This window comes from Actinotalea sp. Marseille-Q4924, assembly GCF_916618755.1.
Lineage (GTDB): Bacteria > Actinomycetota > Actinomycetes > Actinomycetales > Cellulomonadaceae > Actinotalea.
On the sequence record NZ_CAKAKB010000001.1, the window covers coordinates 378,622 to 392,552 of the forward strand.

The 13,931-nt window shown below is 75.0% G+C and carries 14 protein-coding genes; 6 read left to right on the forward strand and 8 right to left on the reverse strand.

The window, feature by feature from the left end:
- Positions 1 to 87: 87 nt before the first annotated feature.
- Positions 88 to 822: an MIP/aquaporin family protein gene (locus tag LG379_RS01795; RefSeq protein ID WP_225752886.1), complete on the reverse strand. Its 735-nt coding sequence runs from the start codon at positions 820 to 822 to the stop codon at positions 88 to 90.
- Positions 823 to 969: 147 nt separating this feature from the next.
- On the reverse strand, positions 970 to 2,784 hold the full coding sequence (locus LG379_RS01800) for a glycerol-3-phosphate dehydrogenase/oxidase (RefSeq protein WP_225752887.1): 1,815 nt from the start codon (positions 2,782 to 2,784) through the stop codon (positions 970 to 972).
- Between the two features lie 297 nt (positions 2,785 to 3,081).
- On the opposite strand from LG379_RS01800, the gene LG379_RS01805 reads away from it, so the two are divergent.
- Positions 3,082 to 4,038, forward strand: a complete 957-nt coding sequence (locus LG379_RS01805) for a sugar-binding transcriptional regulator (protein ID WP_225752888.1) — start codon at positions 3,082 to 3,084, stop codon at positions 4,036 to 4,038.
- A 114-nt stretch (positions 4,039 to 4,152) separates the two neighbouring features.
- Complete coding sequence (locus tag LG379_RS01810; protein ID WP_225752889.1) at positions 4,153 to 4,704, forward strand: amino-acid N-acetyltransferase; 552 nt, start codon at positions 4,153 to 4,155, stop codon at positions 4,702 to 4,704.
- A gap of 56 nt (positions 4,705 to 4,760) precedes the next feature.
- On the opposite strand, the gene LG379_RS01815 is transcribed toward LG379_RS01810, so the two are convergent.
- Positions 4,761 to 5,708, reverse strand: a complete 948-nt coding sequence (locus LG379_RS01815) for an aminoglycoside phosphotransferase family protein (protein WP_225752890.1) — start codon at positions 5,706 to 5,708, stop codon at positions 4,761 to 4,763.
- A complete protein-coding gene (locus tag LG379_RS01820; protein WP_225752891.1) occupies positions 5,705 to 6,634 on the reverse strand; it encodes an A/G-specific adenine glycosylase in 930 nt (309 codons plus the stop codon). The genes LG379_RS01815 and LG379_RS01820 overlap by 4 nt, the downstream gene beginning before the upstream one ends.
- Before the next feature lie 119 nt (positions 6,635 to 6,753).
- Between LG379_RS01820 and LG379_RS01825 the strand changes: the two genes are divergently transcribed.
- The gene (locus LG379_RS01825; RefSeq protein ID WP_225752892.1) at positions 6,754 to 7,395 is read left to right on the forward strand and encodes a hypothetical protein; all 642 of its coding nucleotides are present in this window, start codon (positions 6,754 to 6,756) and stop codon (positions 7,393 to 7,395) included.
- 12 nt (positions 7,396 to 7,407) lie between these two features.
- Here LG379_RS01825 and LG379_RS01830 read toward each other — a convergent pair whose 3' ends face one another.
- From LG379_RS01830 to LG379_RS01845, 4 genes are all read right to left on the reverse strand, one after another.
- Positions 7,408 to 7,791 (reverse strand): iron chaperone, encoded by a 384-nt coding sequence (locus LG379_RS01830; RefSeq protein ID WP_225752893.1) that lies wholly within the window; start codon positions 7,789 to 7,791, stop codon positions 7,408 to 7,410.
- A 57-nt stretch (positions 7,792 to 7,848) separates the two neighbouring features.
- Complete coding sequence (gene disA, locus LG379_RS01835) at positions 7,849 to 8,934, reverse strand: DNA integrity scanning diadenylate cyclase DisA (protein ID WP_225752894.1); 1,086 nt, start codon at positions 8,932 to 8,934, stop codon at positions 7,849 to 7,851.
- A gap of 98 nt (positions 8,935 to 9,032) precedes the next feature.
- Positions 9,033 to 10,466, reverse strand: a complete 1,434-nt coding sequence (gene radA / locus LG379_RS01840; protein ID WP_225752895.1) for a DNA repair protein RadA — start codon at positions 10,464 to 10,466, stop codon at positions 9,033 to 9,035.
- A 124-nt stretch (positions 10,467 to 10,590) separates the two neighbouring features.
- Positions 10,591 to 11,433 (reverse strand): alpha/beta hydrolase family protein, encoded by an 843-nt coding sequence (locus LG379_RS01845; protein WP_370634424.1) that lies wholly within the window; start codon positions 11,431 to 11,433, stop codon positions 10,591 to 10,593.
- A 62-nt stretch (positions 11,434 to 11,495) separates the two neighbouring features.
- On the opposite strand from LG379_RS01845, the gene LG379_RS01850 reads away from it, so the two are divergent.
- From LG379_RS01850 to LG379_RS01860, 3 genes are all read left to right on the forward strand, one after another.
- Positions 11,496 to 12,248: an ABC transporter ATP-binding protein gene (locus LG379_RS01850; protein ID WP_225752896.1), complete on the forward strand. Its 753-nt coding sequence runs from the start codon at positions 11,496 to 11,498 to the stop codon at positions 12,246 to 12,248.
- A complete protein-coding gene (locus tag LG379_RS01855; RefSeq protein WP_225752897.1) occupies positions 12,245 to 12,970 on the forward strand; it encodes an ABC transporter permease in 726 nt (241 codons plus the stop codon). Before LG379_RS01850 ends, LG379_RS01855 begins: the two co-directional genes overlap by 4 nt.
- Before the next feature lie 147 nt (positions 12,971 to 13,117).
- On the forward strand, positions 13,118 to 13,927 hold the full coding sequence (locus tag LG379_RS01860; RefSeq protein ID WP_225752898.1) for a hypothetical protein: 810 nt from the start codon (positions 13,118 to 13,120) through the stop codon (positions 13,925 to 13,927).
- Positions 13,928 to 13,931 lie beyond the last annotated feature (4 nt).

Genomic DNA, 13,931 nt, shown 5'->3' on the forward strand with positions numbered 1-13,931 from the left:
CGGCGTCGGTGCCGTCGGCGGGGAGGCCGGTCCTGCGGTCCGTGGTGGGGCCGCCGTCGGACGACGGCCCCACCCGCGGAGGTCGGCTCAGGCCAGCGCGGACGCCAGCAGACCGGCGAGCACACCACCGATGAGCGGGCCGACGACCGGCACCCACGCGTAGCCCCAGTCGCTGGAGCCCTTGCCCTTGATCGGGAGGATGGCGTGGGCGATACGCGGGCCGAGGTCACGAGCCGGGTTGATGGCGTACCCCGTGGGGCCACCGAGGCTCGCACCGATACCGACGACGAGCATGGCCACGGCGAGCGGGCCGAGCTCCGACGGCGTGTTGCCGAACTGGAGGATGATGTAGACCAGCACGAACGTGCCGAGGACCTCGGTGACGACGTTCCAGCCGTAGGAACGGATCGCCGGGCCGGTCGAGAAGACGCCGAGCTTGACGGCCGGGTCGGCCGGCTCGTCGAAGTGCTTCTTGTACGCCAGGAAGGCGAGCACGGCGCCGAGGAAGGCGCCGACCATCTCACCGGCGAAGTACACCAGCGTGGAGACGAAGCTCACCTCGACGCCCGGCGCGTACTCGTCCGCGCCGTTGGCCAGGAGGCCGACGGTCACGGCGGGGTTGAGGTGCGCGCCGGACCGGTAGGCGGCGTACACACCGGCGAAGACGGCAAGGCCCCACCCGAAGTTGATGGTGAGCCAGCCGGCGTTGAAGCCCTTGTTGGCCGGGAGGATGACGTTGGCGACGACGCCTGCACCCAGGAGGAGCAGGAGGCCTGTGCCGATCACCTCCGAGATGAAGACCTGCCCAAGGGTCACGTCCATGAGTTCCTCGTTTCAGTCGAGACTTCGTTGTCACGGGCGCTCCGGCCGGGGGTGCCGGAGCTGGCTCCGGCCGGGGTGCCGGAGGGTCTGGGGTCCGCACCGGGCCGGCCGGGGAACGAGCCGGCTCCGGTGCGGAGAAGGGGAGCGTCAGGTGCCGGCGGGCCCCTGCGCTGCGGGGGAGTCGGCCGGGGAGCCGGGCTTCACGCCCGGCTCGGCCTTGCCGCCGAGGGGTCGCAGCGGTGCGACGTCGGCGGCCTGGAGGCGGACGTTCTCGGCGGCCTCGTCGGACTGCTCTGCGGCGGCGGCGGCCTCGGCCTCGCACCGTGCACGGTAGGACTCGATCTCCGCCTTGCGGGTCTCGGCGTCCCAGCCCAGGCGCGCCCCGACGACCTCGGCGATCTCGTCGATCGCGCCGAGGCCCTGGTCCGCCTGCTCGTACACGAGTCGCGTCCGCAGCAGAAGGACGTCCTCCAGGTGCAGGACACCCTCATGCGTCGCAGCGTAGGCAACCTCGGCCCGGAGGTAGGCAGGCGCGCCGACCAGCGGCTTCGCCAGGTCCGGCTGCTCGTCGACCATGTCGATGAGCTCGGTCAGCATCGAGCCGTAGCGGTGGAGCAGGTGGTCGACCATCGCCCGGCTCCACCCGTACTTCTCGGCGATCCGGCGGGCCTGGCGCTGCAGCACCGCGTGCCCCTCGGCGCCGACGAGCGGGATGCGGTCCGTGATCGACGGGTTCGTCTTCGCCCGCTCGCCGAGGGCGAAGTCGACGGCGTCCTTCGCCATGACCCGGTAGGTCGTCAGCTTGCCGCCCGCGATGACCGTGAAGCCGGGGGTGGGCGAGGCGACGGTGTGCTCGCGGGACACCTTCGCCGACGACGTCCCCTCCTTGGTCCCGGGCTGCAGGAGCGGGCGCAGGCCCGCCCACGTCCCGATGATGTCGTCCTTGGTCAGCGGCCGCTCGAGCACCTCGTTGGCGTGGTCGAGCACGTACTGGATGTCCGCGGCGGTCGCGACGGGGTGCTGGAGCTCCTGCTTCCACGGGGTGTCGGTCGTGCCGATCACCCAGTAGCGCGACCAGGGGATGACGAAGAGCACGCTCTTCTCGGTCTGGAGGATCAGGCCGACCTCGCCGCGGATCCGGTCGCGCGGCACCACGATGTGGATGCCCTTCGAGGCCAGCACGTGGAGGCCGCCCTCGGTGTCGGCGAGGCCCTCGGTCTCCTCGGTCCAGACGCCGGTGGCGTTGATGACCTGGTCGGCCCGGACGGTGATCTCCCGGCCCGTCTCCAGGTCCGCGACGACGGCGCCGTTGACCACGCCGGTCCCGCGCTTGGTCAGCTCGACGACCTGGGTCCGGCTCGCGGCGAAGGCGCCGTAGGAGACGGCCGTCCGGATGAGCGTCACGACCAGCCGCGCGTCGTCGACGCTCGCGTCGAAGTAGCGCACCGCGCCGACGGCGGCGTCGTGCTTGAGGTCGGGGAACATGCGCTCCATGCCGGCGCGGCTGAGGTGCCGGTGCCACGGCATGGCCCGCTTCCCCGGCGCGATGCTGGCGAGGGTGTCGTAGAGGGCGACGCCGGCGCCGACGTAGGCCCGCTCCCACCACGCGTTCTCCAGCGGGTAGAGGAACGACACCGGCTTCACCAGGTGGGGGGCGATGCGCTTGAGGAGGAGGTCGCGCTCCGTGAGGGCCTCGTGGACGAGGTGGAAGTCGAGCATCTGCAGGTAGCGGAGGCCGCCGTGGACGAGCTTGCTGGAGCGGCTCGACGTGCCGCTGCCCCAGTCCTGCGCCTCGACGATGCCGACCCGCAGACCCCGGCTGACGGCGTCCAGCGCGATGCCGGCGCCCGTGACGCCACCGCCGATGACGAGGACGTCGAGCTCGTTGCCCTCGGTGCCCGACGCCTCGAGCGCCTCCAGGGCTTCCGTCCGCTTCTGCGGTGTCAGTGCGACTGTCCTCACGCTGTCCTCCTCGACCAGTGAACGTCCGGCTCGGGCATGTGCCGCCGTCGCCGTCCTCCGTCGCGCGGATCGGGACCTGGGACCTCCGTCCCTGGTGCTGCCGGGACGAAGGACCCTTGAAGGGCCTTTTCCCACGACCATGCGCCAGGCATATGCTTGTCCCACGTCGAACGAACGCGCAACCCAGATGCACATACGTGCACCCCGGATCCTCCCGGTGCGTCCGACTTCGCGAGGGGCGGCTGCGTCGGACGGCGGATTGTGACGGGTGCGGTGGGTGCCGACGAGGAGGTCGGGATGGAGCAGGAGGACGTGCTGCGTGCCGCGTCGATGTACTACCTCCAGGACATCAAGATGGAGGTCATCGCCCGGCACCTGGGGACGTCGCGCTCGACGGTGTCGCGGCTGATCAAGCGCGCCAGGGACACGGGTCTGGTCGAGATCACCATCCGGCCGGCGAGGACCCAGGCACCGGGGCTCAGCCGCTCGATCGGTCGGCGGTTCGGCATCGAGGCCTACGTGGTCCCCGTCCCGGACTCCTCCACCGAGCTGGAGCGCCTCGACCAGGTCGCGCGGACCACCGCCAAGCTCATCGGCTCGTGGTTCGACTCGGACATGGTGCTGGCCATCGCCTGGGGGACGACCCTGGCCGCCGTCGGCCGCCACCTGTCCGCGAAGCCCACGCGGGGCAGCGCGATCGTGCAGCTCAACGGTGCCGCCAACACGCGGACCAGTGGCTTCGAGTACGCCAGCGACCTCATCACGAGCTTCGGCGCGGCCTTCGACGCGGCCGTGCACCACTTCCCGGTCCCGGCGTTCTTCGACTACCGCGAGACCAAGGACGCGATGTGGCGGGAGCGGTCGATCAAGCGTGTCCTGGACGTGCAACGACGTGCAGACATCGCGCTGTTCGGCGTCGGCGCGCTGCACGGGGGCGTGCCCAGCCACGTCTACTCGGCCGGCTACCTCGACGAGGAGGACGTCGACGTCCTGCACCACGAGGGCGTCGTCGGCGACGTGTGCACCGTGTTCCTGCGCGCCGACGGCAGCTACGACGACATCCCGCTCAACGCGCGCGCGACCGGCCCGACGCCCACGGAGCTGCGCCGCATCCCGCGGCGCGTGTGCGCGGTCGCGGGGGACAACAAGGTCGCCCCGCTCCGTGCCGCGCTCGCGGCCGGCGTGGTCACGGACCTCGTCGTGGACGAGCTCACGGCCTCGGCGCTCGTCCAGGCGGCCAGCCGCGAGGCGTGAGCACGGTCCGTCCGTCGGCGGTCGGCGCCCGGTCCCTCGTCTCGGCGGAGATCTCGCCGCGTGTGCCGCGGGAAGGTCTCCGCGAACGTCGTGCCGACGGCCTACTCTCGGCCCGTGACGACCGACCCGGCACCGTCCGGCGACCACCTGCCGGCGGAGCGGACGCGCGCCCGTATCCGCCCCGCGCTGCCGCGTGACGTCAACGCCATCCGCGACCTCGTCGAGCCCTACGCCTCGCGTCGGATCCTCCTGGCCAAGGAGCTCGTCGGCTACTACGAGGCCGTGCAGGAGTTCATGGTCGTCGAGGACGGGGCCGGAGGCGTCGTCGGGTGCGGTGCGCTGCACGTCATGTGGGCGGACCTCGCCGAGGTGCGGACGCTCGCCGTCGCGCCGCACGTCCGCGGTCGCGGCCTGGGGCACGTGCTGCTGGACGCGCTGCTCGGGCGGGCGCGCGAGCTCGGCCTGCGCCGCGTCTTCTGCCTGACGTTCGAGGTCGACTTCTTCGCGGCCCACGGGTTCGTGCCGATCGAGGGCACGCCGGTCGACGCCGACGTCTACGCGCAGCTGCTGCGCTCGCACGACGACGGCGTCGCGGAGTTCCTCGACCTGGCTCGGGTCAAGCCCAACACCCTGGGCAACACGCGGATGCTGCTCGACCTGGGCTGAGCCCGACGCCGCTCGTGCGCCTCCTGCACGGACGTGCGCCTCCGGCGACCCGCCGATCAGTCCTGGACCACCTTGGCGATCGTGACGGCGCGGGTCAGCCAGTCGCGGGCGCCCTCGTCGAGCGTCCCGCCCCGCGCACGGACCGCCTCGACGCACCAGAGCGCGTTGACCATCGAGCGGACGACCGCCCAGTCGCGCGCTCGGTCCGCGTCCAGGCCGGCGGCCTCCACGGTCGCGGCGAGACGGCGGCGGACCGCCCACCGCACGTCGCCGGTCGCCAGCACCTCCGCCCAGCGGTTCCACAGGAGCGGGACCGGCTCGACGTGCGGGTCGCCCGCGAGCGGCTTCGGGTCGATGACGAGCCAGCGGGGGCCGGTGGCGCGGGCGGAGGCGAGGACGTTCTGGCCGTGGAGGTCGCCGTGGACGATCGAGGTGTCCGTGGCGGGGTCGCTCGCGAACGCGCGCGCCAGGCTCGCCGCCTGCTCGACGAGGCGGCGCGGGACGGGCGCCTCGCGGGGCAGGTCCAGCAGGCGTCGCGCCCAGTCCGCGGCGAGCGCGCTGAGGCGCACCAGCTGCGGGACGGCCGGCCGGTGGAGCTCCGCGTAGAGCCCGCCGACCGTCTCGCAGGCCGTGACGTCGTCGAGGACGTCGAGGTCGTCGGGGCCCGCACGCTCCAGCAGCAGCGCCCCGCGGTGCGGGTCCGCGCGCAGCAGCTCCACCGCGGCCGCACCGTGCCAGTGCTGCAGCGCCAGGTGCTCGTACCGGGACTCCTCGTGCGGCCACCCGATCTTGAGGGCCGCCGGCTCGCCGGTCGGTCGCGCGCGCACCGGGAGGACGAGCGAGCACTGGCCGTGCGTCGGCCGACCGTCGAGGTCGAGCTCCCACTCGCGGAGGACGTCCGCGGCGAGGCGCGGCAGCCGGTCCAGCCACGGCTCCCACGACGGCTCGCGGTCCGGGAGGTGCCGCAGGCCCTCCGGGACGCGGACGTGCACCTCCTCGCTCATCGCGGCAGCCGGTGGTGACCGTCGGCCACCTCGACCAGCCCGTCGTCGAGCAGGCCGGCCAGGCACCGGTGCAGCTGGGTGTCGTCGACCGGCGTCCCGCCCCTTGCTGTCCCCCCCGCGACGAGGTCGGCGAGCACGTCGTCCGGCACGGGGTGGTCGGCGGCCCGCAGCGCGGCCATGATCCGGCCGCGGACCTGCCGGTCCGTCCCGTGCCACGGCTGCCGTCGCCGCACGTGCGCCAGGGCGTCCGCCGGCCGCCCGGCGAGGCGCCAGGCGCACTGCGCGGCGACCGGGCACGCGTCGCACCGGGGGGAGCGGGCGGTGCAGACGAGGGCGCCGAGCTCCATGACCGCGGCGTTCCACCGGCTGGCCTGGGCGTCGTCGTCGGGGACGACCGCCCCGGCGTCGCGCAGCTCGGCGCGGGACAACGACGGTGGCGGGAGCGCCTCGCCGGCCAGGGTCCGGCTGAGCACGCGGCGCACGTTCGTGTCCACGACGACGGCGCGACGGCCGTACGCGAACGCCATGACCGCGGCCGCGGTGTACGTGCCGATGCCCGGCAGGGCGAGCAGCTCCGCCTCGGTGCGGGGGAGCTCGCCGCCGTGGTCCTCGACGACCGCCCGCGCGCACTGCTGGAGGCGCAGCGCCCGACGCGGGTAGCCCAGGCGGTCCCACGCCCGGAGCACCTCGGCGGTGCTCTCCTCCGCCAGGTCGGCCGGCGTCGGCCAGCGCGCCATCCACCGCCGCCACACCGGTTCGACGCGGACGACGGGGGTCTGCTGCAGCATGACCTCGCTGACGAGCACGCCCCACGGCGTCCGGTCCGGCGCGCGCCACGGCAGGTCGCGTGCGGCGCCGTCGAACCAGTCGAGGACCGGGGGGACGAGCGGGTGCAGCACCGGCACATCATGCCGTGGGCCGGACATGCACGGGCAGGTGCAGGGCGGGTGCCTCCCGGGCACGGCGCCCCGGCGCGGCTTCCCGGCGTGCGCAGTGCGCCGTCGTACCGTGGCGACCGGCACGACCCCGCCCGGGAGGAACCTCCATGAACACCGTGCTGCACCCCGTCGGACCGCAGCCGGCGCGCGTGTACTGGGTGCGTCGGCTGATCCTCCTCGCGCTGGTCGTCGGCATCGTCGCAGCGCTCGCGGTCGCGGCCGGCGCCTCCCGGGGCGGTGCGGTGACCGGACCTCCTCCGGGTGACGCGGCGGCGCAGGCAGCGGCCGACGTCGTCGCCGACGAGGACGGCACGGCCGAGGACGAGCCGGCCACCGAGCCGGAGCCCGAGCCGGACGCCGCCGCGGCCTGCTCCCCGGAGAGCCTCACGACGACGCTCGTGGCCGACGCCGCGACGTACCCGGCGGGTGCCACGCCGACGTTCACGGTCACCCTGACGAACGTGAGCGACTCGGCCTGCACGGTGGACGCCGGTGCGGCGAACCAGTCGCTCGTCATCACCTCCGGGCCCGACCGCATCTGGTCCAGCACCGACTGCCCGGAGGCCGAGGGCGAGCGCCTGCTGCTCATGGCCCCGGCCGCGGCGGAGGCGATGCCGGTGGCCTGGCCGCGGGTGCGGTCGGATGAGGCGTGCACCGGGGGCCTCCCGGAGCCGCGCGCGGGGACGTACACGGCGGTCGCCGTGGTCGCCGGGGTGCAGAGCGCACCGATCGTCTTCGACCTCGGCTGACGGCGCTGCCGCTCAGCGTCCGGCGCGCCGGGCGGCGTTCTCCGCGAGGCGCTCGCGGACGACCAGCTCGACGACGTCCTCAGGCAGCGGGTCGTCCGGCCTGAAGCGGATCGTGCTGCCGCTCACGTCGAGCCCGCGGAGCCGGTCGGCGAGCCGCTCGATGAGCGCGGGACTCTGGCTGATGAGGCTGAGGTGGTGCCGGAACGCACCGAGCGACACGAGCGGCCCGTCCTGGTGGAACGACGGCACCCCGTACGCGACGCGCTCCGTCGCCGCGGGCGCCACCCGGCGGACCTGCCGGCGGAGCGCCTCGAGCGCCGCGCGCTGGTCGGCCGGCAGGGCGGCGAGGTAGGCGTCGACCTCCTCGGGGCGATGGACCGGCTTGCTGGTCGCCACGACGCACCTCCGACCTCAGCCGGCCACGGCGCGGCCGGACCTCCTCGAGCCGGGACCTCAGACGTAGCGCTCGAGGATGCTCGACTCCGCGAGGCGCGACAGGCCCTCCCGGACCGCGCGCGCCCGCTGCTCGCCGACGCCGTCGACCGCCATGAGCTCGTCGATGCCGGCGGCGAGGAGCTTCTGGAGGTTGCCGAAGTGCCCGACGAGCCGGTCGACGATGGTCCCGGGGAGGCGCGGCACCTTGGAGAGCAGCCGGTAGCCGCGCGGGCCGACGGCGCCGTCGAGGGAGTCCTCCACGCTGATGAGGCCGAGGACGCGCGCGATGTGCGTGAGGTCCAGCAGCTGCGTCGCGTCGAGCGTCGCGAGGGCCGCCTGCACGTCGGCGAGGCTGCGACCGGGCCGTCCGTCCTCGACGTAGTCGCGGATGACGAGCTGCCGGTCCGCACCGATGCCGCCCACGAGCTCGTCGAGCTGCAGGGCCATGAGGCGACCGTCGGTGCCGAGCTCGACGACGTAGCCGGCGATCTCCTCGGAGATGCGGCGCACCATCTCGAGGCGCTGGACGACGGCGGCGACGTCCCGGACGGTGACGAGGTCCTCGATCTCGAGGGCGGACAACGTGCCGCTCACCTCGTCGAGGCGAGCCTTGTACCGCTCGAGGGTGGCGAGGGCCTGGTTCGCCCGTGACTGGATGACGTCCGAGCCCTCGAGCACGTAGCGCGAGTTCCCGACGTACACGGCGACGATCCGCATCGACTGCGACACGGAGATGACGGGGAACCCGGACTGCTTGGCGACGCGCTCGGCCGTGCGGTGCCGGGTGCCCGACTCGGTCGTCTCGATGGTCGGGTCCGGCAGCAGCTGCACGGCGGCGCGCAGGATGCGCGTGGCGTCGCGGTCGACGACCACGGCACCGTCCATCTTGGCGAGCTCCCGCAGCCGGGTCGCGGAGAACTCCACGTCGAGCGCGAACCCGCCCGAGCACATCGACTCCACGACCGCGTCGTGTCCCAGGACGATGAGGGCCCCGGTGCGTCCGCGCAGGATCCGCTCGAGCCCGTCGCGCAGCTCCGTCCCGGGCGCGACGGCCGCGAGGGTGGAGCGCAGCGTGTCCTCGGCGGAGCGCTCGGTCGTGACCACGTCACGAGGGTACGCGAGCATGACCCCCGTCACCCCCAGGGATGACCCGGACGGCGCAGCCGCACCGCGCAGGCGCGGCGCGATCGACGTCGGCGGCGTCACACCGGTCGCAGCCGCGCCCCGCGCGCGAGCTCCACCGCCTGCGCGAGGTGCCCGGCCTCCAGCAGCGTGAGGCCCGGGACGGTCGACGGGTCGACGGCACCGACCGGGACCACGGCGCGCGTGAAACCCAGACGGCGAGCCTCGGCCAGGCGGCGGTCCAGGCCGACGACGGGCCGGATCTCGCCGGCGAGCCCCACCTCGCCGAGGGCGACGAGGTGGTCGGCCAGCGGCACGTTCTCCCCGCCGCTCGCGGTGGCCAGCGCCAGGGCGAGGTCCGCACCCGGCTCGGTCACCCGGGCGCCGCCCACCGTCGACACGTACACGTCCTTGTCGGCGAGCGGCACCCCGGCACGCCGCTGGAGGACGGCGAGGACCATCGCCAGCCGGCTGGCGTCGATGCCGCTCGTCGTGCGCCGCGGGTTGGTGAGGAGCGTCGGCACGACGAGCGCCTGCACCTCCGTGGCGAGCGGTCGGCGCCCGTCGAGCGTCACCGTCACGCAGGTGCCGGGGACGTGCTGGACCGCGTGGGAGAGGAAGAGGCCGCTGGGGTCCGGCAGCTCGACGATGCCCTGCTCGGTCAGGTCGAAGCAGCCCACCTCGTCGGTCGGCCCGTACCGGTTCTTCGTCGCGCGCACGAACCTCAGGCGCGAGTGCCGGTCGCCCTCGAACTGGCACACGACGTCGACGAGGTGCTCGAGCGTGCGCGGCCCGGCGACGGCGCCGTCCTTGGTGACGTGACCCACGAGCAGCGTGGGCAGGTCGCGCTCCTTGGCTGCCGCGATGAGGGCCGACGCCACCTCCCGGACCTGGCTGACACCGCCCGGCGTGCCGTCGACCTGGGCCGACGCGATCGTCTGGACGGAGTCGACCACCAGCAGGGACGGGTCCGTCTGCTCGATGTGCCCGAGGACGGCACCGAGGTCGGTCTCCGCCGCGAGCAGCAGGCGGGGCGCCAGGGCGCCGATGCGGTCCGCGCGCAGACGCACCTGCCCCGCGGACTCCTCGCCCGTGACGTACAGGACCGTCCCCGACTCCCGGGCGACGCGTCCGGCGACGTCCAGGAGGAGGGTCGACTTGCCGACGCCGGGCTCCCCGGCCATGAGCACGACCGCACCGGGCACCAGGCCGCCACCGAGCACCCGGTCGACCTCGCCGACGCCCGTGGGGCGCGCGCGAGCGGCCTCCACGTCGATCTCGCCGATGGGCCGCGCCGGTCCGCGGGGCGGCGTGGCCGACGTCCGCGGCCCCGAGGCGGCCGGGCCCTCCTCGGCGACCGTCCCCCACGCCTGGCACTCCCCGCAGCGGCCCACCCACTTGGAGGTGGTCCAGCCGCACTCCGCGCACGCGAAGTCGGGGCGGGCGCTGCGGGCCGTGCGGCTCCCGCGGGCACCGCCGGCCGAGCCGGGCGCGCTCCGGGCCGTCGTCGTCATGCCGGGAACCGTAGCCACGACCACCGACACGGCCGCCGCGACGCGACGGGCCACGGCGCGGCAGCACAACCCGCGGGCCGCACCGGGGGGCCCGCCGCCATCGTGCGGCGCCGGCCCCACCCGCTCAGCCCGGCAGCGCCTCCAGCCAGCGCCGCGCGGCGCCCCAGCACGCGGCGGTCGGGTCCAGGTGCTCCATGTGGCCCTCGCCGGGGACGACCTCGAGGCGCGCGTCGTCGCCGGCCCGGACGGCGGCGGCGACGAACGCGGCGGACTGGCGCGGCGGCACGACGTCGTCCTCGGCACCGGTCAGCGCGAGCACCGGGACCCCGCTCGGGACGAGCGCCGCGGGGGACGTCACCGCGTACCGCTCGGGGTCCTCGTCCGGCCCGGAGCCGAGGAGGTCGGTGACGGCGCCGCGACCGACGTCCTCGCGGGCGGCCGTGACCATGTCGAGCACCCCGGCCTGCGCGCACACCGCCGTCGGTCGCACCCGCGGGTCGGCGCCGGGAGCCCCGGCCGGGAGCAGGTGGCGGGCACCGAGCCACGCGGCCAGCGTGCCGCCGGCGGAGTGGCCGATCGCCACGACGCGGTGCAGCGGCAGACCGGCCTCACGGGCGACGTCCGCCAGGGCGTCCGTCCCCGACGCGGCGTCCTCGAACGTGCGCGGCCAGCCACCCCCGTCGCCGACCGGCCGGTACTCCAGGTTCCAGACGGCCCAGCCGGTGCCCACGAGGTCCTCCACGACCGCGTCCTGGAGCGACCGGTCGTAGGCCGCGCGCCAGAAGCCGCCGTGGACGAGGACGACGACGCCGCGCGCGGCGCCCGAGGGCAGCCAGAGGTCCGCGACCTGGCGCGGGTGGTCCCCGTACCGGTGGGTGAGGGTCGGCTGCGCAGTCGTGATGTCCCCCAGGTGGTGCGACCAGGTCGTGCCGGCGCGCCGCGGGACCGCGGCGCGTGGTCGACGCAGTCTGGCACCCGAGGGACCCCCGGCCCTTGCCCCGGTGGCACGGGAAGGACGACCGTCGCACCATGGCCCGCCACGCGAGCGAGACCCGCCCGACCACGCCGGCCGTCCGGGCCCGCGGCCTGCGCGTCGTGCGCGGCGGGCGCCGCGGCGTCGTCGTCGTGGACGGGCTGGACGTCGACGTGCCCGCGGGCCAGGTCGTCGGGCTGCTCGGGCCCAGCGGCAGCGGCAAGACGTCCCTCATCCGCGCTGTCGTCGGCGTCCAGCAGGACGTCACCGGGGTGCTCGAGGTGCTCGGTCTCCCGGCCGGCGACCCGCGTCTGCGCCGGCGCCTGGGGTACGTCACCCAGTCCCCGAGCGTGTACGCCGACCTCACGGTGCGCGAGAACCTCCGGTACTTCGCGCGGGTCGTCGGCGTCGGGGAGGACCGCGTGACCCGCGTGCTGAGCGACGTGGACCTCGCTCGGCTCTCCGGTCGCCCGGTCGGGCAGCTCTCCGGCGGCGAGCGCGCCCGGACGTCCTTGGCCATCGCGCTGCTGGGCGAGCCCGACCTGCTCGTCCTCGACGAGCCGACCGTGGGCCTCGACCCGGTGCTCCGGCGGGACCTGTGGGCGTTGTTCCACGCCCTCGCCTCGAACGGCGTGTCCCTCCTCGTCTCCAGCCACTTCATGGACGAGGCCGAACGGTGCGACCGCCTCCTCCTGCTGCGCGAGGGGCGGCTGCTGGCGGACGGCACGCCGGCCGAGCTGCTGGCCGCCACCGGGACGACGTCGGCGGAGGACGCCTTCCTCGCCCTCGTCGAGGGCGGTCCCCGATGAGGGTGCTGCTGCCGACGGCGGCGCGCGTCCTGCGCCAGGTGGGGCACGACCACCGCACGATCGTCGTCCTCGTCGGGCTGCCGTGCGTGGTGCTCACGCTCGTCGCCTGGATGTTCTCCGGAACCGGTGTCCTGGAGCGCTTCGGCCCGCTGCTCCTCGGGCTGTTCCCCATCACGGTGCTGTTCCTCGTCACGAGCGTAGCGACGCTGCGGGAGCGGCAGTCCGGGACCCTCGAGCGGCTCATGGCCGGGCCCGTCCACCGCGGGGAGGTCGTCGGCGGCTACGCGATCGCGTTCGCGCTGGTCGGTGCGGCGCAGGCGCTCGTCCTCACCGCCTTCACCGTGCTGGTCCTCGGCATGGAGGTCGCGGGCGACCTCGGCGGCGTGGTCGTCGTCGCGGTGCTCGACGCCGTGCTCGGCACGGCGATGGGTCTGGCGGCGTCCGCGGTCGCGCGCACGGAGTTCCAGGCCGTCCAGATGATGCCGCTGGTGCTCTTCCCGCAGCTCGTCCTCGCGGGCCTGTTCCTGCCGCGGGACCAGATGCCCGCGGCCCTGGAGGCCCTCTCCCGGGCGATGCCGCTGACCTACGGGATGCAGGCGCTCCAGGAGCTCTCGGCCGGCGCGTCCCTCGCGGACGTGCGCGGTGCCGTCGGCGCGGTGGTGGCCTTCATCGTGGGTGCGCTCGTCCTCGGCACCCTCACCCTGCGGCGCCGCACGCCCTGAGGCGCGCCGGGGCGCACGTCGGTGACCCGGGCGGGCCTGGAACGGACCCGGTCGGCGGAGGGAACCCGGGAGGCGCGCGGCGGGCCGACACGAGCCGACCACGCTCAGCGCCTAGGCTTTCGGCGACGTCACGGGCAGGAGACGAGGATGGCTGACCACACCCGCGGACCCGCGGGAGCCCCGACGGACGGGGCGGCAGGGGCAGGGAGCGCCGGGAACGGGGCGACCCCGGGCGACGGTGCGACCGACGACGGCGCGCGGGGCACGGCGGGACGCGGACGGCTGTGGGCGGTGCTGGCCGCCGTCGTCGTCGTGATCGGCGTGGTGGTGGCCGTGCTCCTCCTCGTGAACCGCCCGCAGGCGCCCGAGGCCCCGGAGCCCGCGCCGCAGGCGGAGACGGTCACGCTGCCGCCCCCCACGCCGACGATCGACCCCGTGCCGCTCCCCGAGGGCGCCTCCCCGTTCCTGCAGGCCCTGCCGCAGGTCGTCCTCGCCTACGCGCTCACCGAGGTCTCGGAGGAGCCCGCGCTCCTGGCCGAGGGCGCGCTCGAGGCGTACCGCCTCGTCTACGAGGACGGCGGCCGGCAGATCGTCGCGACGGCGGGCCAGTGGCGCAGCGCCGAGGCGGTGGAAGCCCGTTTCGACGAGGTCGTCGCGGCCGAGGCCGCAGCCGCGGGCGTCCCCGTCGAGCAGCCCGGTGCCGACGGCGACGCGGCCGAGGAGGGAGCCGCCGACGAGGGTGCCGACGCCGGTGGGGAGGGGACGGAGGCCGCCCCGACGGTGCCGCGCCTGGAGCAGGGCTTCGTGGAGGTCGACGGCCAGCAGGTCGGGCGGTTCCTCCAGCTCACGCGCACGGACGGCACCGGCTCGCTGTGGTGGACCAACGGCACCGCGCTCCTCCGGCTCGACGGCCCTGGCGACGCCCTGCGCGACGTCTACGCCGCGTTCCCCCTCTGAGCCC

Bases quoted from the DNA above. Each gene is read 5' to 3' on its own strand.
- LG379_RS01850 (WP_225752896.1), top strand. From the start codon at position 11,496: ATGGCCCGCCACGCGAGCGAGACCCGCCCGACCACGCCGGCCGTCCGG.
- LG379_RS01820 (WP_225752891.1), bottom strand. From the start codon at position 6,634: ATGTCCGGCCCACGGCATGATGTGCCGGTGCTGCACCCGCTCGTCCCC.
- LG379_RS01805 (WP_225752888.1), top strand. From the start codon at position 3,082: ATGGAGCAGGAGGACGTGCTGCGTGCCGCGTCGATGTACTACCTCCAG.
- LG379_RS01825 (WP_225752892.1), top strand. From the start codon at position 6,754: ATGAACACCGTGCTGCACCCCGTCGGACCGCAGCCGGCGCGCGTGTAC.
- LG379_RS01815 (WP_225752890.1), bottom strand. From the start codon at position 5,708: ATGAGCGAGGAGGTGCACGTCCGCGTCCCGGAGGGCCTGCGGCACCTC.
- LG379_RS01860 (WP_225752898.1), top strand. From the start codon at position 13,118: ATGGCTGACCACACCCGCGGACCCGCGGGAGCCCCGACGGACGGGGCG.
- LG379_RS01855 (WP_225752897.1), top strand. From the start codon at position 12,245: ATGAGGGTGCTGCTGCCGACGGCGGCGCGCGTCCTGCGCCAGGTGGGG.
- radA (WP_225752895.1), bottom strand. From the start codon at position 10,466: ATGACGACGACGGCCCGGAGCGCGCCCGGCTCGGCCGGCGGTGCCCGC.
- LG379_RS01795 (WP_225752886.1), bottom strand. From the start codon at position 822: ATGGACGTGACCCTTGGGCAGGTCTTCATCTCGGAGGTGATCGGCACA.